The 23,112-nt window shown below is 57.3% G+C and carries 18 protein-coding genes and 1 tRNA gene; 7 read left to right on the forward strand and 12 right to left on the reverse strand.

Annotation, left to right across the window (positions count from 1 at the left end; genetic code table 11):
• Window positions 1-78 precede the first annotated feature (78 nt).
• The 5 genes from hutI to ACZ5RI_RS01290 all read left to right on the forward strand — a co-directional run bounded on the left by hutI (window position 79) and on the right by ACZ5RI_RS01290 (window position 6,721).
• A complete protein-coding gene (gene hutI, locus ACZ5RI_RS01270; protein ID WP_464514306.1) occupies window positions 79-1,320 on the forward strand; it encodes an imidazolonepropionase in 1,242 nt (413 codons plus the stop codon).
• Window positions 1,308-2,849, forward strand: a complete 1,542-nt coding sequence (hutH, locus tag ACZ5RI_RS01275; RefSeq protein WP_464515520.1) for a histidine ammonia-lyase — start codon at window positions 1,308-1,310, stop codon at window positions 2,847-2,849. The genes hutI and hutH overlap by 13 nt, the downstream gene beginning before the upstream one ends.
• Window positions 2,849-3,664 (forward strand): N-formylglutamate deformylase, encoded by an 816-nt coding sequence (hutG, locus tag ACZ5RI_RS01280; RefSeq protein WP_464514307.1) that lies wholly within the window; start codon window positions 2,849-2,851, stop codon window positions 3,662-3,664. Before hutH ends, hutG begins: the two co-directional genes overlap by 1 nt.
• Window positions 3,661-5,328: a urocanate hydratase gene (gene hutU, locus ACZ5RI_RS01285; RefSeq protein ID WP_464514308.1), complete on the forward strand. Its 1,668-nt coding sequence runs from the start codon at window positions 3,661-3,663 to the stop codon at window positions 5,326-5,328. Before hutG ends, hutU begins: the two co-directional genes overlap by 4 nt.
• Window positions 5,329-5,521: 193 nt before the next feature.
• Window positions 5,522-6,721 carry an endo-1,4-beta-xylanase gene (locus ACZ5RI_RS01290; RefSeq protein ID WP_464514309.1) on the forward strand — a complete coding sequence of 400 codons (1,200 nt, stop codon included), beginning with the start codon at window positions 5,522-5,524 and terminating at the stop codon, window positions 6,719-6,721.
• A gap of 35 nt (window positions 6,722-6,756) precedes the next feature.
• Here ACZ5RI_RS01290 and ACZ5RI_RS01295 read toward each other — a convergent pair whose 3' ends face one another.
• From ACZ5RI_RS01295 to ACZ5RI_RS01305, 3 genes are all read right to left on the reverse strand, one after another.
• A complete protein-coding gene (locus tag ACZ5RI_RS01295; protein ID WP_464514310.1) occupies window positions 6,757-7,485 on the reverse strand; it encodes a dihydrofolate reductase family protein in 729 nt (242 codons plus the stop codon).
• Window positions 7,486-7,505: 20 nt separating this feature from the next.
• A complete protein-coding gene (locus tag ACZ5RI_RS01300; protein ID WP_464514311.1) occupies window positions 7,506-7,976 on the reverse strand; it encodes a (R)-mandelonitrile lyase in 471 nt (156 codons plus the stop codon).
• A 153-nt stretch (window positions 7,977-8,129) separates the two neighbouring features.
• Window positions 8,130-9,350 carry an NAD(P)-dependent alcohol dehydrogenase gene (locus ACZ5RI_RS01305; protein ID WP_464514312.1) on the reverse strand — a complete coding sequence of 407 codons (1,221 nt, stop codon included), beginning with the start codon at window positions 9,348-9,350 and terminating at the stop codon, window positions 8,130-8,132.
• 141 nt (window positions 9,351-9,491) lie between these two features.
• Here ACZ5RI_RS01305 and ACZ5RI_RS01310 point away from each other — a divergent pair, with 141 nt between their 5' ends.
• Window positions 9,492-10,091 (forward strand): HutD/Ves family protein, encoded by a 600-nt coding sequence (locus tag ACZ5RI_RS01310; RefSeq protein WP_464514313.1) that lies wholly within the window; start codon window positions 9,492-9,494, stop codon window positions 10,089-10,091.
• Here the strand turns inward: ACZ5RI_RS01310 and ACZ5RI_RS01315 are convergent.
• From ACZ5RI_RS01315 to ACZ5RI_RS01335, 5 genes are all read right to left on the reverse strand, one after another.
• The gene (locus ACZ5RI_RS01315) at window positions 10,078-10,830 is read right to left on the reverse strand and encodes a carboxymuconolactone decarboxylase family protein (protein ID WP_464514314.1); all 753 of its coding nucleotides are present in this window, start codon (window positions 10,828-10,830) and stop codon (window positions 10,078-10,080) included. The two genes, ACZ5RI_RS01310 and ACZ5RI_RS01315, sit on opposite strands and share 14 nt — an antisense overlap.
• A gap of 57 nt (window positions 10,831-10,887) precedes the next feature.
• Window positions 10,888-11,499, reverse strand: a complete 612-nt coding sequence (locus ACZ5RI_RS01320; RefSeq protein ID WP_464514315.1) for an NAD(P)H-binding protein — start codon at window positions 11,497-11,499, stop codon at window positions 10,888-10,890.
• A 60-nt stretch (window positions 11,500-11,559) separates the two neighbouring features.
• Window positions 11,560-12,543: an aldo/keto reductase gene (locus tag ACZ5RI_RS01325; protein ID WP_464514316.1), complete on the reverse strand. Its 984-nt coding sequence runs from the start codon at window positions 12,541-12,543 to the stop codon at window positions 11,560-11,562.
• A gap of 27 nt (window positions 12,544-12,570) precedes the next feature.
• Window positions 12,571-12,966, reverse strand: a complete 396-nt coding sequence (locus ACZ5RI_RS01330; RefSeq protein ID WP_464514317.1) for a (R)-mandelonitrile lyase — start codon at window positions 12,964-12,966, stop codon at window positions 12,571-12,573.
• 181 nt (window positions 12,967-13,147) lie between these two features.
• A complete protein-coding gene (locus tag ACZ5RI_RS01335) occupies window positions 13,148-14,200 on the reverse strand; it encodes an NAD(P)-dependent alcohol dehydrogenase (RefSeq protein WP_464514318.1) in 1,053 nt (350 codons plus the stop codon).
• A gap of 279 nt (window positions 14,201-14,479) precedes the next feature.
• Here ACZ5RI_RS01335 and ACZ5RI_RS01340 point away from each other — a divergent pair, with 279 nt between their 5' ends.
• Window positions 14,480-15,373 (forward strand): LysR family transcriptional regulator, encoded by an 894-nt coding sequence (locus ACZ5RI_RS01340; RefSeq protein ID WP_464514319.1) that lies wholly within the window; start codon window positions 14,480-14,482, stop codon window positions 15,371-15,373.
• A gap of 207 nt (window positions 15,374-15,580) precedes the next feature.
• Here the strand turns inward: ACZ5RI_RS01340 and ACZ5RI_RS01345 are convergent, their stop codons facing one another.
• The 4 genes from ACZ5RI_RS01345 to ACZ5RI_RS01360 all read right to left on the reverse strand — a co-directional run bounded on the left by ACZ5RI_RS01345 (window position 15,581) and on the right by ACZ5RI_RS01360 (window position 23,089).
• Window positions 15,581-16,690 carry a response regulator gene (locus ACZ5RI_RS01345; RefSeq protein ID WP_464514320.1) on the reverse strand — a complete coding sequence of 370 codons (1,110 nt, stop codon included), beginning with the start codon at window positions 16,688-16,690 and terminating at the stop codon, window positions 15,581-15,583.
• Window positions 16,680-19,670, reverse strand: coding sequence for a response regulator (locus ACZ5RI_RS01350; protein ID WP_464514321.1), 2,991 nt, complete (start codon window positions 19,668-19,670; stop codon window positions 16,680-16,682). Before ACZ5RI_RS01350 ends, ACZ5RI_RS01345 begins: the two co-directional genes overlap by 11 nt.
• A gap of 340 nt (window positions 19,671-20,010) precedes the next feature.
• Window positions 20,011-20,085: transfer RNA gene (locus tag ACZ5RI_RS01355), tRNA-Gly, on the reverse strand.
• Between the two features lie 64 nt (window positions 20,086-20,149).
• A complete protein-coding gene (locus ACZ5RI_RS01360) occupies window positions 20,150-23,089 on the reverse strand; it encodes a bifunctional [glutamine synthetase] adenylyltransferase/[glutamine synthetase]-adenylyl-L-tyrosine phosphorylase (protein ID WP_464514322.1) in 2,940 nt (979 codons plus the stop codon).
• Window positions 23,090-23,112 lie beyond the last annotated feature (23 nt).

The raw sequence follows: 23,112 nt of genomic DNA on the forward strand, positions 1-23,112 counted from the left end.
CCCCTGTGGATGAATTGACGCCTGAGCGCCATCGTTATATGTATATACTTAAACCATCCTGCCTGCAAAGCTCAACCGATGACGGCACCACATATAATGGATCAGATCTGGTACAACGCCCGCCTGTGGGGCGCGGCCCATACCGCACCCGATACTGACACCGTGGTGACCAATGGGCTAGTGGCCGCGACGGACGGGCGCATTGTCTATGCTGGCCCGGCTCAGGATGCCCCGGCACTGGACGCGGTGCAGCGCACCGATTGCGAAGGCAGGCTGATGACCCCGGCACTGATCGACTGCCACAGCCACATTCTGTATGGGGGTAATCGCGCCGGAGAATTTGCCATCCGTCAGACCGGCGGCACGTATATCGACATCGCCAAAGCCGGTGGGGGCATCGCCGCCACGGTTGCCGCCACCAGCGCACTGGACGAAGATGCCCTGCTCGCCGTCAGTTTGAAACGGATTGACGCCTTGCTTGCCGAAGGTGTCGGCACACTGGAAATTAAATCCGGCTACGGACTATCGCTGGTGGGCGAACTGACCATGTTACGTGCGGCCCGGCGGCTGGAACGCGTACGGCCGGTGCGGGTGCGCACCAGTTATCTGGCCGCCCACGCCATACCCGCCACCTACCGCGACCGCCGCGAAGCCTATATGAACGATGTGGTGCTGCCCGGTCTGGTACAGGCCCATAAACAAGGGCTGGTCGATGCGGTCGATGCGTTTTGCGAAACCATCGCCTTTACTCCAGACGAAATTCGCCGCCTGTTTGATTTGGCCCATAGCTTGGGCCTGCCGGTCAAGCTGCATGCCGAGCAGATGACGCAAGGCGCTGGTGCCAGACTGGCGGCGCAGTATCATGCTTTATCAGCCGATCATCTGGAATGGTTGTCAGCGGACGATGCCGCCGCACTGGCAAAGGCAGGAACCGTAGCCGTGTTATTGCCGGGGGCATTTTATGCCTTACGCGAAACCCAAAAACCGCCGGTGGCAAGCTTACGCGCCGCCGGGGCCAAAATTGCCATTGCGACCGATTGCAATCCCGGCACATCGCCTTTGTGCTCGCTCTTGCTGGCGATGAATTTGGCCGCAACGCTGTTTGATTTAACCGCCAATGAATGCCTGCAAGCGGTCACCAGCCATGCCGCAGCGGCGCTGGGTATAACGCAGGAAACCGGAAGTTTGACGGTCGGCACGTCCGCCGATCTGGCCATCTGGGACGCCGCCACGGCAGAGGAACTCGTCTATGGCATGGGTTTCAATCCGCTGTGGCGCCGCATCCATCGCGGCCAAACTATAGAAAGATCCAAAGCATGACCTTTACGCTGATCCCCGGCGCCGTCGATTTGAACACGCTGCAAAGCATCTATTTCGACGACACGCCCGCCAAGCTCGCCACGGCAAGCCTTGCCGCGGTTGAAAGGGCCGCCGCACGCATTGCCGAAGTGGCCGCCGGTGATGCCGCCGTTTATGGTGTGAACACGGGCTTTGGCAAACTGGCCTCGATCCGCATTGCGCCGCAGGATGTCGCACAGTTGCAGCGCAATCTGATCCTGTCGCATTGCTGCGGTGTTGGCGAACCGCTACCGCCCAATGTCGTGCGCCTGATCATGACGCTGAAACTGATGTCGCTGGGTCGCGGCGCGTCCGGCGTGCGCCCGATTATCATTCACCAGATCGAAGCCATGCTGGAAAAGGCCGTTCTGCCGGTCATCCCCGAAAAGGGTTCCGTCGGTGCCTCGGGCGACCTTGCCCCGCTGGCGCACATGACTGCGGTGATGATGGGCGAGGGCGAAGCCTTTTATAACGGCGTGCGGATGACGGGTGCCGACGCACTGAAGGCCGCAGGACTTGCCCCCGTTGCCCTGACCGCCAAAGAAGGTCTGGCCCTGATCAACGGCACGCAAACCTCGACCGCGCTGGCCTTAAGCGGCCTGTTCCGTGCGGCCCGCGCCGCCTGTGCCGCCATGGTAACCGGCGCGCTGTCCACCGATGCCGCCATGGGCAGCACCGCGCCACTGGCCGAAGAAATTCACACCCTGCGCGGTCATCAGGGCCAGATCGACTGGGCGCGTGCGCTGCGCCTGATGCTGGAAGATTCCGAAATCCGCGCCAGTCACGTGGTATCCGACAAACGGGTGCAGGACCCTTATTGCATCCGTTGCCAGCCGCAGGTTGGCGGGGCGTGCCTTGATCAGTTGCGCATGGCCGCGCACACGCTTCAGATCGAAGCCAATGCCGCCACCGACAATCCGCTGGTGCTGTCGAATGGTGATGTGGTTTCGGGTGGCAATTTCCACGCCGAACCGGTGGCCTTTGCCGCCGACCAGATCGCACTGGCGGTGGCCGAGATCGGGGCGATTTCCCAGCGCCGCATTGCCACGCTGGTTGATCCAGCGTTGAGTTTTGGTCTGCCCGGCTTTCTGACGCCCAAGCCCGGCCTCAATTCCGGCATGATGATCGCCGAGGTCACCACCGCCGCCCTGATGAGCGAGAACAAGCATCTGGCCCACCCGGCATCGATTGATTCCACACCGACCAGCGCCAATCAGGAAGACCATGTCTCGATGGCCTGCCACGGCGCACGCCGCCTGACGCCGATGACGCAGAACCTGTTCTGGATTTTGGGGGTTGAGGCGATGATGGCCGCACAGGGCATTGAAATGCGCACGCCTCTGAAAACATCGCCCGCCTTACAAAAGGCGCTGGCTGTGATCCGTGGGCGGATCGATACCCTGACCGACGACCGTATTCTGGCCCCCGACCTTCAGGCCGCAGGCGAGCTGATCGAAAGCGGCGCGCTGATCGCCAGCATGGATCCGGCGATTTTTCCGGGATTGGTGTGATGGAGCCCGTCCTTGTCACCCGGGGAAGCTGCCCACTGATTCTGGCCATGCCGCATGTCGGCACCTTTGTGCCCGATGACATTGCCGCCACCCTGAACGCCGAAGGGGTGCGCCTGCGCGATACCGACTGGCATATCGCGCGGCTTTATGCCGGTCTGGTGCCCGAGGCATCTGTGGTGCAGGCAACCTATCACCGCTATTGCATCGATCTTAACCGCGATCCGGCCCAGAACAGCCTCTATCCGGGGCAGAACACCACCGATCTGGTGCCGCTGACCGATTTCGATGGTCAGCCTATCTGGCAAACCGGCAAAGAGCCGGATGCGGCGGAAATTGTCCGACGGCTGGCGGCAATTCACACGCCCTATCACGCTGCGCTTGCCGCCGAGATAGCACGGGTCAAAGCCATTCATGGCGTTGCGATTTTGTATGACTGCCATTCGATCCGCTCACGCATTCCCTATCTGTTCGAGGGGCGATTGCCGGATCTCAATATCGGAACCAACAGCGGCCACAGCTGTGACAAACGTATCAGCGATGCGGTCGCTGATCTTTGCCAGCGCAGCAGCTTCAGCTTTGTTACCAACGGCCGCTTCAAAGGTGGCTGGACCACACGCCACTATGGCCAGCCGGAACATCATGTCCACGCCCTTCAGATGGAAATGACGCAGGCACTCTATCTTGTCACCGAGGCCGAACCTTTCTTTTTTGGCGATGAAAAAGCCGCGCGCTTACGGCCCTTGCTGCGCCACATTCTGGAAAATCTGATCGCCAGAGCCCACACGCTCGCCCATAAACCGGAAAAATCCTTATGACCGATCCACGCTATAACAGCCGCACCATTACGCCACCGACCGGCACGACACTGAATGCCAAAAGCTGGCAGACCGAAGCGCCACTTCGTATGCTGATGAACAATCTGTCGCCGGAGGTGGCTGAACGCCCGCACGAGCTGGTGGTCTATGGCGGCATTGGCCGGGCCGCACGCAGCTGGCGCGATTTCGACATCATCGTCGACTCTTTGAAAAATCTTGAAGACGACGAAACCCTGCTGGTGCAGTCGGGCAAGCCGGTTGGCGTGTTCAAGACCCATAAAGATGCACCGCGTGTACTGATTGCCAATTCCAATCTGGTGCCGCACTGGGCCAACTGGGACCATTTCAACGAATTGGACCGCAAAGGCCTGATGATGTACGGCCAGATGACGGCGGGCAGCTGGATCTATATCGGCACCCAGGGCATCGTGCAGGGCACCTATGAAACCTTTGTCGAGGCTGGGCGCCAGCATTATAACGGCAGTTTAAAGAACCGCTGGATTCTGACCGCAGGCCTTGGCGGTATGGGCGGCGCGCAGGCACTGGCCGCGGTGATGGCCGGGGCCAGCTGCCTTGCCATTGAATGTGATGAAACCCGCGTCGATTTTCGCCTGCGCACCCGCTATGTCGACGAAAAGACCCACAGCATCGACGAAGCCCTCGCCAGGATCGAACAGTGGACCAAGGCAGGCGAGGCCAAATCCATCGCGTTGATTGGCAACGCGGCCGAAATTCTGCCCGAGCTGGTCCGCCGTGGTGTACGCCCAGATCTGCTCACCGATCAGACCAGCGCCCATGATCCGGTGCATGGCTATCTGCCCAAGGGCTGGAGCGTGGCCGAGTGGCGCGCCAAACAGGAAACCCATCCGAAGGAAGTGGACGCAGCGGCGCGCGCATCCATGCGTGATCATGTCGAAGCCATGCTGGCCCTGCATCATGCCGGGGTGCCGACCTTCGATTATGGCAACAACATCCGCCAGCGTGCCTTTGACGAAGGCCTCAAGAACGCCTTCGATTTTCCCGGCTTCGTCCCCGCCTATATCCGCCCGCAATTCTGCCGTGGCATCGGGCCGTTCCGCTGGGTCGCGCTGTCGGGGGACCCGGAGGATATCTACAAGACCGATGCCAAGGTCAAAGAGCTGTTACCGAACGATACCCATCTGCACCACTGGCTCGACATGGCGCGCGAGCGTATTGCGTTTCAGGGTCTGCCTGCCCGCATTTGTTGGGTGGGCTTAGGCGATCGCCACCGGCTGGGTCTGGCCTTCAACGAGATGGTCGCCAGGGGCGAGGTTTCAGCCCCCATCGTCATCGGCCGCGATCATCTCGACAGTGGTTCGGTCGCCTCGCCTAACCGCGAAACCGAAGCCATGCGCGATGGCTCGGATGCGGTATCCGACTGGCCTTTGCTCAATGCGCTTCTGAACACCGCATCGGGGGCGACCTGGGTGTCACTGCATCATGGCGGTGGCGTCGGCATGGGCTTTTCGCAGCATGCCGGCATGGTGATCTGCGCCGACGGCACAGAAGACGCCGCCCGCCGCATTGGCCGGGTGTTGTGGAACGATCCGGCTACCGGTGTGATGCGCCATGCCGATGCCGGTTATGACAGTGCGATTGATTGCGCCCGAGAAAAGGGCCTGAAGCTGCCCGGAATTCTGTAAAGCCTGGGCCTTAGAAGATGTCACAGCCCCCACCGCCACCGCAGTGGGGGCTTTTTTATGCCCGCAATCATAGATTGTGGCACATACCCCCCGTGCCCCACCCCTTTACATTTTTGTTTGCAAGCGCGGGGTTCCGATTTATCCTTCTCCATAACGGCCACCGATAAGGCCAGACCCATCCGGGAGGATCATCTTGCATTCCATAACACGACGTACGCTGATGGCGGCCGCTGGCGGCAGCACTTTATTGGGAGCGCTCCCAATAAAAGCCCAGTCTCAGCGCACCCAACGCACCTTCTTTAGCGGGCCCTCGCTGCACCAACTGGCCCGCGCTAAAGGTATGGGCTTTGGCACCTGCCTTGGTACCAAGACAGGTCCGCATGCCAGCCCGCTGGAAGGCAGCCACGCCAATTCGTTTGAATCCGCCGACGTGCGGGCGCTGGCAGCAGCGGAATGCGGCCTGCTGGTACCGGAGAACGAGCTGAAATGGTATGCGGTGCGACCCGATGCCAACAGCTTCGACTTTGAACGCGCCGATCGATTGATGGCCTATGCCGCCCAGAGCCATCTGGCTGTACGCGGCCATACCCTGCTGTGGAACTTTCCCAAATGGATGCAGGAGTGGGAGAAGGCTTACGATTTCGGCCCCCATCCGGCGACCGAGGCCGAGCGGGTACTGCGCCAGCATATCGGTAAGGTGTGCGGCCGCTATGGCACCCGGATATTCTCATACGATGTTATCAACGAAACCATTGATCCGGCCACTGGGCGCTTACGCGATACTGGCTTCAGCCGGGCGCTGGGGGATAATCTGTTCGACATTGCCTTTGCCGCCACCCGGGAAGCCGCCCCGCATGCCGAGCTGGTCTATAATGATTATATGACCTGGACGGATGGTAACGAGAAACATTATGCCGGGGTGCTGCGTGTGCTTGAGTATATGCGCAAAAAAAACATCCCGATTGATGCACTGGGTATTCAAAGCCATATCGGTACCGGCACCGAGGGTAGCGGTGGCTTCCTGCGCCCCAATGAAAAAGCCTGGTGCGGTTTTCTGGATGCCGTCACCGCAATGGGCATTGGCCTGATCGTGACAGAGCTGGATGTGGAAGATAAGCTGGCCCCCGGCGATGTCGTGACGCGCGATAAGGCGGTGGCCGATTACACGCAGGGCTATCTGGATCTGATCTTAAGCTATCCACAGACCCGCTATGTCATGGCGTGGGGGTTGGTCGATAGCTATTCCTGGCTGCGCAATTACAGCCCGCGTGCCGATGGCCAGCCCAAGCGACCTTGCCCTTATGACGATGATTTAAAGCCCAAGCCGTTGCGTGAAGCCATTGCCGCAGCGTTTCGCAGCGCCCCCGACCGCCCGGCAGTTCATTTTGGATAGCATTGACCTGGGGCTGCAAGAACATGCAGCCCCCCTCAAACTGTTGCAGGCGTGGGTCTCACATCATAACGCAACCAGACCACGCCACCGAGCAATGTTTTAGTTGCCTTGTGTACCAGAGACTGCCCAGCAGCCGGGGCATCGGTGTCCTTACCGATATATTCAAAAATGCTCGGCATTCCCGCCAGACCATCAATACCCGGGTAGATCAGCAAACTGATTTCATCAATCAGCCCTGCCTTCAGGAAAGCACCATTGATGATACCACCACCTTCCAGCAAAAGGCTTTCCACCTTAAAAACACGCCCCAGCGTATCTATGGCGCGCGGCAGGTCACGCCCATCCGGCCCGGCAAATACGTAGGAAGTTCCCTGTTGTCGCAGTTCCGCGAGATAGTTGTCAGAAATCGTCGTTCCCAACACCACAACCAGATGATCACCATCAATGGTGTCACTTGCGTAATGCAGCCTGCCTTTGCTGTCGAAAACAATCGCTAAATTTCGGTCGGCGCGATTACCAACAAACGCCTTGCGCGGCACCGGTTCGACAGATTTCGCCGGACGCGATACCGACTTTGCAAAATGCCGCTCCATCGTTTCGCGCCCAATGATCCAGCCATTATTCTTCAGTTTCGCAGCGGCCTTATAATACATGTTGACCTGGCTATCGGTATCATAACCGGGTGTGGCCGATGGGCTCCACCGGTCCACCAGCAAACGCCCATCAATCGAGCTGATCATATGGCAAATAATTCTGGGACGCATATAAATCTTCCTTACAAAATTTATCTGGCATCAGTGTGCGGCGGCTGACACAGCCCGTCACTAACCTTTTCCATCCAGGTGGTTGATTTACCATCCGTATCTTCAACGATTGCAATATGCGACATTGCCGTCGTGGGCGTTGCCCCGTGCCAGTGTTTTACCCCGGCCGGGATCCAGACAATATCTCCGGCGTGGATCTGCTGAACCGGTCCACCCCACATCTGCACCAAACCAGTACCTTGCGTAACAATGAGGGTTTGGCCGGAAGAGTGGCTGTGCCATGCTGTACGGGCGCAGGGTTCAAACGTTACGGTCGCACCCAAAACATGTGACGGACCTTTACCGCGAAACAAGGAATCTATACGTACACGGCCAGAAAAATACTCCGGCCCGCCATAACTCGAGGCCTGGGAACCGTTATGAATTATTTCGATTTCAGAGGCAGGTGCCGTGGTTTCCGATGCGGGGGCTGACGCAGCGCCAGAAAGCATTATATATGACAGAAAGGTTACTGCCGCAGAAAACCGTACCATAAATACGTTATTATACTTTTTCATGCGAATACCTGATTTATTATTTCTATATCTTTATATTAAACGCGTCTGGTCCGCGCACCCAAGGATACGCGGACCAGATTACAATCTTTAAGCCGCGTGCTTATTGGTCATATCGATAACAAAACGATAGCGCACAGACTTGTTCATGACGCGGGAATAGGCTTCGTCGATCTGATCTGGGCGGATCAGTTCGATATCGGCCTTAATATTGCGCGCTGCGCAGTAATCGATCACTTCCTGCGTTTCCGCGATACCGCCAATCACCGAGCCGGCAATACTGTAGCGCCCGAAGGCCAGCATCATGCCATTGATACCCTGAAGCTGCTCCATTGCACCAACGTTGACGTAGGTTGCATCCAGCTTCAGCACCTCGATAAACGGCAGCATTTCGTAGGCTTGTGGCACGGTCGAAATCAGCAGATCGAACTGGCCCGCCAGACGCTTCATTGCCGCCGTATCACTCCACAGTACAGCCTCCTTGGCGCCCAGACGCTTGGCATCGGCAAGCTTGCCCGGCGACGTCGTGAAGACCGTGACGTCAGCCTGACGTGCTACCGCCAGCTTCACCGCAATATGACCCAACCCGCCCATACCAATGACACCGACGCGCTGGTGACGTTCAAGCTTCCAATGCTGCATCGGCGAGAAGGTGGTGACACCGGCACATAGCAATGGTGCGGTCGCTGCCAGATCAACGCCTGGCGGAATACGGATCACATAATGTTCCTTGACCACCATGCGGTCGGAATAGCCGCCATAGGTATGGCCGCCGGAAATCAGATCCGGCGAATTGTAGGTGAAAGTTGCACCCTTAACGCAATTCTGCTCGCGATCATCGAGGCAATTATCGCATGTGCCACAGGAATCGACCATGCAGCCAACCCCACCGATATCACCAACCTTGAACTTGGTGACGTCCTTGCCAACAGCCAGCACGCGACCGATGACCTCGTGCCCCGGCACACTGGGATACACCGTCGGCATCATCGCCGCCCACTCGTTCCGCGCTGTATGGATATCCGAATGGCAGACGCCGCAATACAACACCTCGAAATAGACGTCATGGGGACCAAGGCCACGGCGTTCGATCGGAATCGCCTTAAACTTCCCCTTTGCACTGGTCACGCCATAAGCGGTTGCCGGATAGGGACCGTTGCCAACCGTCGCCCCAGCGCCCGTGGCCGCAGCGGCAGAACCGGCCATGAGCGGTGCCGCCATCAAACCCGCACCAGCCGCCAGCAACAGCTCACGCCGCCCCGTCATCACCGGACCATGCTCATGGCTGGGGTCATTGCATTTATCGCACATGCATTGGGTTCCTTATTTTGATTTATCCGCTTCACATTAGACAGTGACGCGACATGGGATTAGCCAGGAAATACGGCATGAACCTATGATTTTTCTTAATTAATGACGTAAACTTCTCCTTTGAAAGAAGAGCTATCGGCAATGCAGCGCATTATTACCGCCATCGACCGCAAACAGATGCCGTGGAAGAATGGCCTTGGTCTGACCGAGGAGTTCGTCATTTTTCCGCCAAACAGCACGCTGGAGGATTTTTTCTGGCGGGTGAGCATGGCGCATGTTGCCAGCGACAGTGCATTTTCCCCATTTCCCGGGGTTATCCGGCATATGGCCATTTTTGAAGGTGTAATGCAGCTGACATTTGCCGACCGGCAACAGCGCCAACTTAGTCCGAACGGACCAATTGTAGTCTTCCGCGGCGATGATCCGGTCAGCGCCAGAGTGGTGGCGGGACCTGTGCGGGATCTGAACGTCATGACGCGCGGGCAGTGCACCGCACGACTGTCACAGGGGCGCGCCGGACAAGCCACATCCTTTGCAGCCACCACAGAAATCGCTTTGGTGATTGCGATAGAACCGCTCACCATTTCGGGAAAATGTGGCCGGTTTGATCTTTTGCGCTATGATGCGTTGCAGATTGATCGCCCCGGCCAGCAGGATTTTTATGCCATTAGCGGTGGAGATTGCTACGTTGTTGAAATCTTCCCCACCAGGAATTCCTCAATCACGTCTATTCCGGGATGACCGCGTTGAGACAGGCGATAGCATTTAGGGAGCGCGGATAACCAATGTACGGCACGAGCTGGGTCACAACATTAAGCAAGATTTCCTTGCCATTGCCGATGTTGACGTTACCCTGAATGTGCCCTTTGAGTTGCGGCTCACACCCGCCAAGTGACAGGATGATCGCAAAGGTCAAAAGCTCGCGCGTTTTAATATCCAGCCCCTTACGGGTATAGTAATCACCGAAGCAATTAGCCGACAGATAGTGCTGAATGTGGATCTGGTTCTTTGGCGATGCCGCGTACATCTGATCGATAGCGGCCCCGAAAATTTCCTTCTGTAACGCAAGCCCCTTTTCGAACCGGTTTTGCGACGTGGTTGTGGACTGCCCCTCAAGTGGAAGCTTAATGCCGCGGCTGATAAAAATATCATTGGTCGCATCGAGGAAGTCGATCGCCTTGGCAATACCGACATAGGGAACCGACTGATAGACAACTTCTTTTACTTCAACCGGAGTAACGCCGACATTAAGGGCCGCGCCAACCATAACCTTAAATTCGCTTAAGGTTTGCTGCGCGATCAGCGACGCCAGAATCACCATCTGGCGTGTTTTGGCGTCAAGATTGCCATGCCCGAGCACAACATCGAAGGCAAAATTATCAAACAGCTCGATGAATTCAGGGTCCGTGACAGCATGGCTTGATGTCAGATCCGGGAACAACGCTTCGTGATTCTTTCGTGCGGTTTCACTGATGGCCATGAGTAAGCTCCTTGTGCGCGATCATTTGTTACGTAATGGCGTTATTGTGTTCAGGTTTCACGCCTGACTGACACCCAGACTACAGCGCAGGTAAAGCTCAGGTGTTGTGGCCAGCGTGATGATCAGATCCGACAGGCAATCAAGCGAGATGTCGTGCCCTTTGAAGGGTTCACCTTTTTGCGTAATTTGATAGCTGCCACCGCTATCACGGGTAAACCAGCCAGGGCGCAGTACGGTGTAATCCAGACCAGACTGCTCAACCAACGCCGCAGAATCGCGGTATGGGTCAAGAACACTGCGATACCGTTCGCCGGGAACCTCGCTATAAATGCCCATCGAGCTGATAAAGATCAGCCGCTTCAATCCGGTGGCTTTCATCGCCTCTATGATGCTACGTGCCTGATTTGCCATGTCACCTGCCAGATTGGCATAAACCACATCCTGACCGCGCATCGCCTTTTCGAGGATCCCACGATCAAGCACATCCCCCTCGACAATAGTAACACGATCTTTATTGGGATTTTTAATCCGATGGGCACGTCGCAAATAGAGCGTCAGCACAGCATTGGTATTTTCTAATAAGCGTTTTGTTGTATTGCGCGCTAATTGTCCGTTAGCACCGAGGATGAGTATCTTGGTCATGGTCATTTTCTTCTTAGAAACAGGCATGGCACCAGCATCAGGCTCGATAAAACATTCATCCAGCCTGATGCAGCACCATGCTAACGCTTATTTTCCAACGCGCTTTTGCAGCGCTTCCGGGTAACGTGCACCAACAACTTCAATCTTTGCCAGTGCACTGTGGATTTCGGCCATATCGCTTTCAGTCAGCGTAACAGCTGCACCGCCAATATTCTCGGTCAGGCGATGAAGCTTGGTGGTGCCCGGAATCGGTGCAATCCACGGCTTCTGTGCCAACAGCCAGGCCAGGGCGACCTGCGCCGGGGTCGCATGAATCCGGGCTGCAATGGTGCCGACCAGATCAACCATGCCCTGATTGGCTTTACGGGCTTCTTCCGAAAAACGCGGGACAATATTGCGGAAATCATCACTGTTAAATTTGGTATCGGCCTTAATGGCACCGGTCAGGAACCCTTTGCCAAGCGGGGCGAATGGAACAAAGCCAATGCCGAGTTCTTCCAGTGTCGGAAGTATCTCGGCTTCTGGTTCGCGCCACCACATCGAATACTCGCTCTGCAGCGCGGTCACTGGCTGAACCGCATGGGCACGGCGGATGCTCTGCACACCCGCTTCTGATAAACCGAAATGCCGGACCTTACCTTCGGCAATCAACTCTTTTACCGTACCAGCGACATCTTCCATTGGCACATTGGGATCAACCCGATGCTGATAAAACAAATCGATATGGTCGGTGCGCAGGCGCTTCAGCGAATTTTCAACAACTTTGCGAATGCGAGCGGGCTGGCTGTTCAGGCCCTTATGGGAATCGCCTTCTTCAAAACCGAATTTTGTAGCAATCACTACCTGATCACGGACAGGTTCCAGCGCTTCACCGACCAGTTCTTCGTTGGTGAAAGGACCATAACATTCAGCCGTATCGAAGAAGGTAACACCCTGATCGACCGCCGCGCGGATCAGGCGGATGCCGTCATTCTTATTAACGACATTTCCATAGCCGAAACTAAGTCCCATGCAGCCAAGACCAATAGCCGAAACTTCTAGACCGCTTTTACCCAGAATGCGTTTTTGCATCGCCATCTCCATTAAACAGTATACAGATTAACCCAGATATTGCGGATCGCTAACCGGTTCCAGCCAATCGACGCTTTTGCCGTCGACGGCTTCCTGAATGGCGATATGCGACATAGCGGTTTCTGGGCCGGCGCCATGCCAATGCTTTTCACCCGGGGCAAACCAGACAATGTCACCGGCACGAATTTCTTCAATCGGACCACCTTCACGCTGAACCCGGCCACAGCCCGCCGTCACCACCAGCATCTGGCCCCACGGATGGGTATGCCAGTTGGTGCGGGCACCCGGTTCAAAATTGACCAGCCCCGACGACACTTTGGCCGGGGCATCGGGTGCGAACAAAAAGTCGATGCGAACCTGACCGGTGAACCAGTCTGCCGGTCCTTTGATCGCTGCCTGAGTACCGCTTTTAATGATTTGCATATGGTCATACCTTTTTCGTCACGTGGCGCGTGAGGATGTGTTCGTTGCTTTTGATGTGAAATGTAAGACAGATTGCCCGCAGCAATTAGACGAAGAAATCCGCATGCACTTATGAAAGATACTCATTAAAGCGGGCAGATATGACCCGCCGCTTACGCTACGTAAGCGGCGGGTATAATTTTCAGACTTTTAAGGACGCCATATCGATGACAAAACGATATTTCACATCGCTTTTCAGCATCCGTTGGTAAGCCGCGTTGATATCCTGAATCTTGATCATCTCGATATCGGAGGTGATGCCGTGCGCACCACAGAAATCGAGCATCTCCTGGGTTTCAGCAATACCACCGATCAGCGAACCAGCCACGGCTTTACGCTGCATCACCATGATGACGGTATTGAGCGCCGGCTCAAGCGGGCCGAGATAGCCAACCAGAACATGGGTGCCATTCACCGCCAACGTCGGCAGATAGGGGTTCAGATCGTGGACATAGGGTACCGTGTCGATGATCAAGTCAAACGTACCGGCCACGGCCTTCATCTGATCGGCATTAGTCGACAGCACCACGGCATCGGCGCCAAGGCGGCGGGCATCATCTTCCTTGCCTGGCGAACGGGTGAACAGCGAGACTTCGGCCCCTAAACCTTTGGCCAGTTTGATCGCCATATGGCCAAGCCCACCAAGGCCTACGACCGCAACCTTGCTGCCCTTCTGTACATTCCAGTGACGCAGCGGCGACCAGGTCGTGATACCGGCGCAGAGCAGCGGTGCGGCACTCTTAAGATCGAGTCCGTCCGGAATGCGCAGCACGAATTTATCCGAAACAACAATCTTCTCGGAATAGCCGCCCATCGTCGGTTTGTGATCGTGACGGTCGATGCCGCCATAAGTCCCGACAAAGGAGCCGCAATACTGTTCGTGCCCCTGCTTGCAGGCATCACATTCCTGGCAGGAATCCACCAGACAGCCGACGCCGACATGGTCGCCCGGCTTGAACTTGGTAACCGCGCCCCCCACTTCGGTCACGCGGCCAATGATTTCATGGCCCGGAACGATCGGATAATTCGTGCCACCCCAATCGTTACGCACGGTGTGCAGATCGGAATGGCAAACGCCGCAATACAGAATATCGATCACCACATCGTCCGGGCGTGGATCACGCCGGTCGAAGCGATAAGGGACCAGATCATCCTTGGGCGAATGCGCTGCATAGCTTAAAACGTTAGTCGTCATTCTGTTTACTCCATAGCGGGGGTATTCCTGCAGAACAGGAACTATACATCTGACCCATAATGGGCTAACTGACCTTAAAAGGTTTGAATATTACTATATTTTTTACACATCATTGATTTTTTACTTGAAAAACGGCTAGGTAACCGCATTATATACCTATTACATACTTTAATTATATTTACTCTTCTTACAATTTTTGTTGCGACAAAGATACTAACAAAGACCGCGGTCGGTGATTAGACATCACAATCCGCATGAGCTTATGAATTGGATTCATCAATGGCCCGCGAAAACATCAACGATTTGCTCGCCTTTCTGGCGGTTGCCAACGAGCGAAACTTCACCCGCGCGGCGGCAAAACTGGGCGTATCGCAATCTGCCTTAAGCCACACCATCCGTGGTCTTGAAGCCCGGCTGGGCGTCAGACTGCTGACCCGTACCACGCGCAGCGTTTCACCCACCGACGCGGGCGAACGCCTGATGAACCGCATTGGGCCACGGATCGAAGAAATCGAAGCCGCGATTGCCGATTTGGGTGCGCAGCGCGAGAAACCCGCCGGAACAATCCGCATCACCTCGTCAGACCATGCCGCCAACAGAATTCTGTTGCCTAAGCTGGCCAAATTTCTGCCGAACTATCCCGACATCAAAGTTGAGATCATCATCGATTACGGACTGACCAACATTGTCGAGCAGCGCTATGACGCCGGGGTGCGCTATGGTGAACAGGTCGAAAAAGATATGGTCGCGGTACGCATCGGGGCAGATTCCCGCATGGCCACCGTTGCATCACCCAGTTATTTTGCGAACCACAAAAAACCCGTTACCCCGCATGATCTGACCGAGCATAACTGCATAAATCTGCGTCTGCCCACCTATGGCGGGCTATATGCCTGGGAATTTGAAAAAGATGGCCGCGAAATCAATGTCCGCGTTGATGGCCAGCTGGTCTTCAACGGCGTTGCGCAGGTCTCTCACGCCGTTCTGGCAGGCCTTGGTATCGCGCATGTCCCGGAAGAGCTGATATTGGAGCATATTACGAGCGGTGCGCTTACCCGCGTACTGGGGGACTGGTGCCCACCCTTCCCCGGATTCTATCTCTATTATCCCAGCCGCCGCCAGCCCTCGCCAGCCTTTGCTCTTCTGGTCGATGCGTTGCGCTATCGCGGATAATGCGCATGACGAAACGGAATTGATGAACTTTCGTCATGACGACAAGCAAACAACGGCCATAGTCAGAACACGATTACGCTCTTATGAATGGACGCAGGCTGAGGCCACCCCCACATGGATGCCCCCCGGTGCTCTACAGGCACACCATCCATGCCTTAAGCCCGCGACAGGGGCGGTAGTTTAGCTACCGCCCCCGACGGCGGTGCTTTAATGGATATGCATCGCCGCTTCCGGCGCCAGCGCCTGACGTTCCAGATCGCAATCGGCATAGGCCAGAGAAATTTCCCGAATCAAATCTTCATGGCGCAGGAAAATATCGACAATCGTTGGATCGAAATGCGTTGCGCGCCCCTGCATAATATTCTTTATCGCCTCGCGATGCGTCATCGGCATTTTATAAACACGCTTACTGATAAGCGCATCATAGACGTCAACCACAGCCATAATCCGCCCGGCCAGCGGGATATGATCCCCTGACACCCCCAGTGGGTAACCACCACCATCCCAGCGCTCGTGATGCGAATAGGCGATATCGCGAGCCACCTGCAAAAACGTATTGTGACCCAGATGGCGCTCAGCGCGGGTCAGGATATCGCGCCCACGCACCGTATGCAGCTTCATAACCTCAAACTCTTCCGGGGTAAGCTTGCCAGGTTTGAGTAAAATATGATCTGGAATAGAGACCTTGCCCACGTCGTGCAGCGGAATAGATTTGTAGAGGGTATCAAGCGTCGTATTGTGGAAGAAATCTGCATATTGCGGCAGCAGCGATAATTCCTTGCCAAGCAGACGCGCCACACGTTGCGTGCGGTTGAAATGCCCCGACAATTCATTGTCACGCGATTCTGCCAAGGCGGCTAAACTCAGCAGCGCCACATCCTGAGTGCGCACAATTTCCCATGTCCGCCTGAGTACCAGCCGTTCGAGATGATCCTGATATTCTTTAAGCCGCAGATGATTACGCACCCGCGCCAGAACCACCGGTGGCCGAACCGGTTTGGTGATGTAATCAACTGCACCCAATTCCAGCCCATAGGCTTCATCCTGCGCATCATCTAACGTGGTAACAAACAGAACCGGAATACGGCGGGTCTCCTCACGCGCCTTGAGCAACCGACAAACCTCGTAACCATCCATTTCCGGCATCAGCACATCGAGTAAAATGCAGTCCGGATGGGGTAAAGCATCCGCAACCCGTAAAGCATCTGCCCCAGACGTGGCGGATAGCACGGTATATTCGGTACGCAGAATCTCGCTTAAGATAAAAATATTATCCGGCGTATCATCAACCACCAGAATTCGCTTTTTAACGTCCATCGCCACCCTCCTGAGTGTGCAGAGACGCGTACAATGCTTCACCGATCTCTTTTGCTCTAACGAAATTGAACTGACGGATGGCAGCCTCCAGTGCTGACACCGCATCAGGGTTTATGCGTCCCAAAGCCACTTCAATATGTTCAAAGGCTGTCAAAGCCTGAGTATCGTTTTGCGCCACAAGGTCAAGGAACGCCCGCAGTTCATGTATATCAACCGGATGAGCCTCACCCGCCACCGTATCCTGTGGCGGGTTTTCCTGCGGAGAAGACGACAGAATATCCGATATGTGCGCAATCAGCGCCGTTACCGAACTCTGACACTGATCGATGAGTGCGAGATACGTTTCGCCCTTGGGCTGGCGCAACTGGCTCTCCAGCTCCTGTGCATGACCATAAAGGACCATGGCACCAATATTGCCTGCGGCCCCCATCAGAGTGTGGGCAAGACGGCGGACAACAACCGCATCTCCGCATGCCATGCCTTTACGGATTTCATCGCCGACATTGCGGAACTTCTGGGCAAAATCACCCAGCAAGCGGCGGTACAGCGCCCGGTTACCACGCACCCGCGACAGGCCCAGCCGCGTATCCAGCAGCGGGGATGGTGCAACACCCGATTCTAAAGAGGCTGATGGGGGATGGCGCACAGGCGGGGCCGCGCTCATCCGGGTCTCGGGCACAATCCATTTGGTCAGGGCCGCAATCAGTTCGGTCAGCGCAATCGGTTTGCCGACATGATCGTTCATGCCTGCGTTGAGACAGACCTGGCGGTCCGCCTCAAGGGCGTTGGCTGTCATCGCGATAATCGGCAAGCTGGCATATTGGGGGTTGGCCCGGATCCGGCGCGTAGCTTCCAACCCGTCCATAACCGGCATCTGAACATCCATAAAGACTGCGGCATAAGGCTTTTCTGCAATGCGCCGGATGGCTTCGGCACCATCGCCTGCCACATCTACAACCAGCCCGACATCTTCAAGCAGCTCGCGGGCGACCTGCTGGTTTATTTCATTGTCTTCCACCAGCAGCGTTGCGGCACCACGCAGGGCTTCGGGCAACACCCCACTGGCCAGCGCCTGCTGGCGGGCATTGGTCTTCTGCGCATGCACCATACCAAGCGCGGCGGCGATGGTGTCAAACAGTACCGAGCGGTTGACCGGCTTGAGCAGGAAACCATCGACGCAGACATTTTCTGCATGCTGACGAACATCTTCCCGGCCATAGGCTGTAATCATGATAATCGCTGGCGTGCGGGGCAGGTTCAGCGACCGGATATGGCGGGCGCAGTCGATGCCATCCATACCCGGCATTTTCCAGTCGAGCAGCACGACCCCGAAATCGGCATTTTCCCCGGTAATGATATCGAGGGCTTCCTGACCGCTATTGGCCGCGGTGACGGTAAAGCGCATCCCGAGCAGCATATCGCAGATGATCTGCCGCGAGGTCGGGTTATCATCCACCACCAGAACCCGCATGCCGCCAAGGCCGACAATTTCCGGCTTGGTTACGTGCGGCACATCTTCCGACAGGGGCAGATCGAGGGTGAAAAAGAATTCGCTGCCACGGCCCGGTTTGCTCGACACATCAAGATGGCCCCCCATCAGCTCGATCAGCCGGTAGCAGATGCTGAGACCAAGCCCGGTACCACCATAGCGCCGCGAGATTGTTTCATCGGCTTGCGAGAAGGGAATAAACAGATTTTCTTTTTGTTCCGGCGTCATGCCGATCCCTGTGTCACGCACCGCAAAACGCAGCCGGGCGAACTTTGCCGGCGAGGGTTCCTGACGGACATCCAGAATGACTTCGCCGCTTTCGGTGAATTTGACGGCATTGCCGACCAGGTTGAATAAAACCTGCCCCAGCCGCAACGGATCCCCAACCAGATGGGTCGGCACATCACTGCCAACCGAAAGCAGAAACTCGAGTTGCTTCTCGGCCGCCCCCAGACTGGTGACGCTCACCACATTGGCCAGCACGGTATCAAGATCAAAGGGGATGCTTTCCGCCGTCAGCATCCCGGCTTCGATTTTGGAATAATCCAGAATATCGTTGATGACCCGCAGCAGGATGTCGGATGAAATCCGGATCTTGTTGAGATAATCCTCCTGCCGGGCGGTCAGCTCGGTTTTCAGCGCCAGATAACACATTCCGATGACGGCATTGAGGGGGGTGCGGATTTCGTGGCTCATCCGGGCCAGGAAATTACTTTTGGCAACTTCGGCGGCTTTAGCCAGTTCCGCCAGACGGTTTGCCTCCTGCAACGTATCGCAGAGCTTGCGGTTGGCATCCTGCAGCGCACAGCTTTTGCGGCGCAGCGAATCCAGCACACTGGTGAGCTGGCCAATCGACGGCCGAAAAACCAGCCGATATTCAAGAAAAAGCACCACCAGCCCGAACAGCAGCACCACCAGTTCAATGCGCTGGAGAAAAACCACCCGCTCGGAAGCATCATTATCGAACTGAAAGGTGATCCGGTCCATCAGCGACAGAAATTGCCGCTCGTTCGCCAGCATGATGGCCGACATATCCTGAATCAGCTGCGGCGTCAGCAGGTGGCTGTCTGCCGCCTTTAGTAAGACGGCAACGGCATCCGCCATATGGTTCTGATAGGGCGCAACCTCGGCAAACAGCGCTTTGATCTTGGGGGTATTTTCCTTGTCGGGCAGCCCCAGCCGCGCATCACCATGTTGCAGGCCGACACTGGCAGCGATCCAGTCGGCACGGGCCCGCCGCATCTCCTCAATATACCGGCTGGTATCTCTGGCTCCATGTGCAGTGCTCAAGGCCAGAACGTCTTTGGTCAGGCGCTGGCTCAGCATGCGCTGGCGGCCGGACATATTGATGATGCGCGCGTCACCCCGGTCCTGACGGATGGCATTTTGCATTAGCAGCGACGACAGGATCAGCATCAAGGCAACCAGCGTCAGCGCCAGTGCGTAAATCCATTTGATCTTGTGGATGCCGTTTTCACTGATGATGCGCATTGATCCATGCCCGCTTGGAAGCACGACAAAGTCCGCCAGACGCTTTGGAACCTTCCCACTGGCTGCAGGCTTGCAGCAGGGCAAGCTTCTTCAGCGCCAGACGGTGGCATCTACCCAGCCAGACCAACCATGGATATGACACGCGCCTCGCCTTTTAATAAAAACCTATTCAATCAAAGGTCGCATTAAAAAATGGCGAAGAAATAGCGCTGATTCCCACGCAATCGGCCGCCTGCGTCACAGGCAGGCCCAGGACAGGGGGAAATGTTGCGCAACGATAAACGGGGGGTAAAGCGCGCGTGGCGCTTTTCCCGTAATACCGTGATTTTAAGAGAGAAATTGGAGCGGGCGACGCGAATCGAACGCGCGACCCTAACCTTGGCAAGGTTATGCTCTACCCCTGAGCTACGCCCGCACTCCAGTGGGCGCGGTATATGGCCGAAGCATCGGGCGGATGCAAGAGCTTTGAGCAGATTTCGCTAAATTTCTTTACGGGGTGCTCTAACCTGCCCCAGAATTCTCGTAAAAATAGCGCGCGTTTCCGCCTGCAAGCGCGAAAGCCGCCCCTGCAGTGTAGGAAAATCTGCCGCCCCACCCGCCTGTGCCAGAATCGCTTTCAGCCCCGGCGAGGCGTTGGCCGAATTGAGCGTACCATCGAGCGCGATGCGCAGGGTTTGCATCAGGGCGCCCTGCAGGGCGGCGGCCTCGATCAGCAGTTCGGCTTCGGCGGGGGGCAGGGCGCCGACCTCGGCCAGATTGCGTAAAGCGGCCACAGTGTTGGTGGACAAAATGCCGGGATGCTCCGGTGCCAGCTTCAACTGCAGCGCCTGGGCGAGGAATTCGAGGTCCATCAACCCGCCGGGGGCATATTTGAGATCCCACGGATTGGTCCCGGGGAAAACCTCGGTCACCTTGGCGCGCATAGCCACCGTCTCGGCCGCCAGTTGCGTCCAGTCCTGCGGGCGGCACAGCGTTTTGGCGATGGTGGCTTGCAGATCGGCACGCAGGCCCGGCGGCCCGGCGATCACCCGCGCCCGCGTCATGGCCAGCCGTTCCCAGGTCCAAGCTTCCTCGGCATGGTAATGCCGGAACGAGGTCAGGCTCACCGCCGCGGGCCCCTTATTGCCGCTGGGGCGCAGGCGCATATCGACCTCGTACAAGCCGCCGACCGAAGTCATGGTGGTCAGCGCCGCGATCAGCCGCTGGGCCAGCCGGGCGTAATAAACAATCACCGGCAAAGGCTTCTCGCCGCTGCTTTCTTCAACGCCTTCTGGAACGTCATAAACAAACACCATGTCGAGGTCGCTGCCCGCGGTCATTTCCTGCCCGCCCAGCTTGCCCATGGCGATCACGGCAAACGCCCCGCCCGGAACATAACCGGCGCGCCGGGCCAGCTCGGCCTCGACAAAGGGCAGCACCGCGCCCACCGCACTTTCGGCGATGGCGGCAAAGGCGGGGCCGGCTTCTTCAGCCTTGGCGAGGCCCTCGATGACCTGCACGCCAACCCGGAAGATCTTTTCCTTGACCAGACGGCGCAGCTCGTCGAGCAGCTTTTCGTAATCTTCAGCCTGTGCCAGCGCCTCGCCAAAGCGGACCTCCAAGGCCGAGCGCAACGGCAGCGGGCGAAAGAAATCCGCATCGAACAGCGCATCCAGCGTCGCCGGGGCGTGCGACAGATGCTGCGCCAGCCGTGGGGCCGACCCCATCAGATCGGCAATCAGTTTGAGCAGTTCATCATGGGCCAGCAGCAGCGAGAATAACTGCACCCCGGCAGGCAGATTGGTGACAAAGCGGTCGAACTGGGCAAAGGCGGTATCGGGCGCCGCGGTGGCCCCCAGGGCTTCAAGCAGCGCCGGGATAAGCTTGGTCAGAAGCTCGCGCGCCCGACGGCTGTGGGTGGCGCGGATCGAGCCACGATGCCAGGCGCGAATCGCCCCCGAAATATGCGACGGATCGGTAAAGCCCATCGCGCGCAAAGTGCGCAGGGTTTCGCCATCATCCTCGACCCCGGTAAAGACCAGCGAGCCGCGGCTGACGGCCAGCCCTTGCGAGGCCCCCTCGCGCTCGAACAGCCGGGCATAGCGGCTCTGGACCCGGCGCAAATGGCCGAGCAGCGCGTCGGCAAAGCAGGCCGCATCGGCAAAGCCCATGAAAGCCGCAATCTGCGCCACCTCGGCATCGGTCTTGCCAATGGAATGGGTCTGCTCGTCCTCGATCATCTGCAGCCGGTGTTCGAGCGTGCGTAAAAAACGATAGGCGTCGGACAGATCGCGTTCGGCCTCTGCAGCCACCGCGCCTTTGCGGGTCAGAGCAGCCAGTGCCGCCATGGTCGCCGACGGGCGTAAATCCGGATCGCGCCCGCCCAGGATCAACTGCTGGGTCTGAACGAAAAACTCGATCTCACGTATGCCGCCACGGCCCAGTTTGACGTTGTGACCGGCGACCGCAATGTCGCCGCCACCATAGACCGCGTGAATCTGGCGTTTGATGGCGTGGACATCTTCGATGGCGGCAAAGTCCAGACTGCGGCGCCAGACAAAGGGCCGGATCATATCGGCAAAATCCTGCGCCGTGGTGGTATCACCGGCGGCGGCCCGCGCCTTGATCATGGCGGCGCGTTCCCAGTTCTGGCCCATCTCCTCGTAATATTCCGCCGCGGCATCAAGCGAGATGGCAATCTGGGTTGAACCGGCATCCGGGCGCAGGCGCAAATCGACCCGGAAGACATAGCCATCCGGGCTGGCCTGCCCGATCAGTTTGACAACCTGCTTAACAATGGCAACCGCAGCCGGACGCGGCTCGCCGAATTTGCGTAAGCGAAAACGATCAGCGTCGAAAAACGCGATGATGTCGATGTCACTGGAATAGTTCAGCTCGTAAGCACCATACTTGCCCATCGCCAGCAGGATCAGACCGCAAGCCTCCTCGCGCGCGGCCCCGTCAAGGGCGGCAAAATCCGGGCTGGCGCAGGCCAGCGCAAAGCGCAGCGCCCCTTTGAGCGCCGCATCCGCAAAATGGGTTAGGGCCTCCGTCACCCGCTCCAGCGGCCAGACCCCGGCAATGTCGGCCAGTGCGGTCACCAGCGCAGCCTGGGCCTTGGCTCGGCGCAGCTGGGTCATGGCGGCGGCTTCATCTGTCGCCAGATCACCGATCACCACATCACCCGCCGCCAGTGCCGCGTGGCAGGCGTCTTCCAGCAGCCCGTCGGCCCCTTCGGCAAACAGCCGTGGCAACCGTTCGGGCAGGCGTAAGGCCAGACGGCCAAGATAGGGACTGTTGCCGAACGCGGCGGTCAGCAAGGCTTTCGCCGGTTCCTGAAAAGAAAATCCCGCTGCCGCCAGATCAGCAAGCAGATGGTCGGCGCGCGCAGCGTCGGCCGGGCGGGGCAGGGTATTAGGGTCAAAAATAAAGCCGGACATGGCCACCACTATAAGCCCGCCCG

It is taken from the genome of Micropepsis pineolensis, from assembly GCF_055392125.1.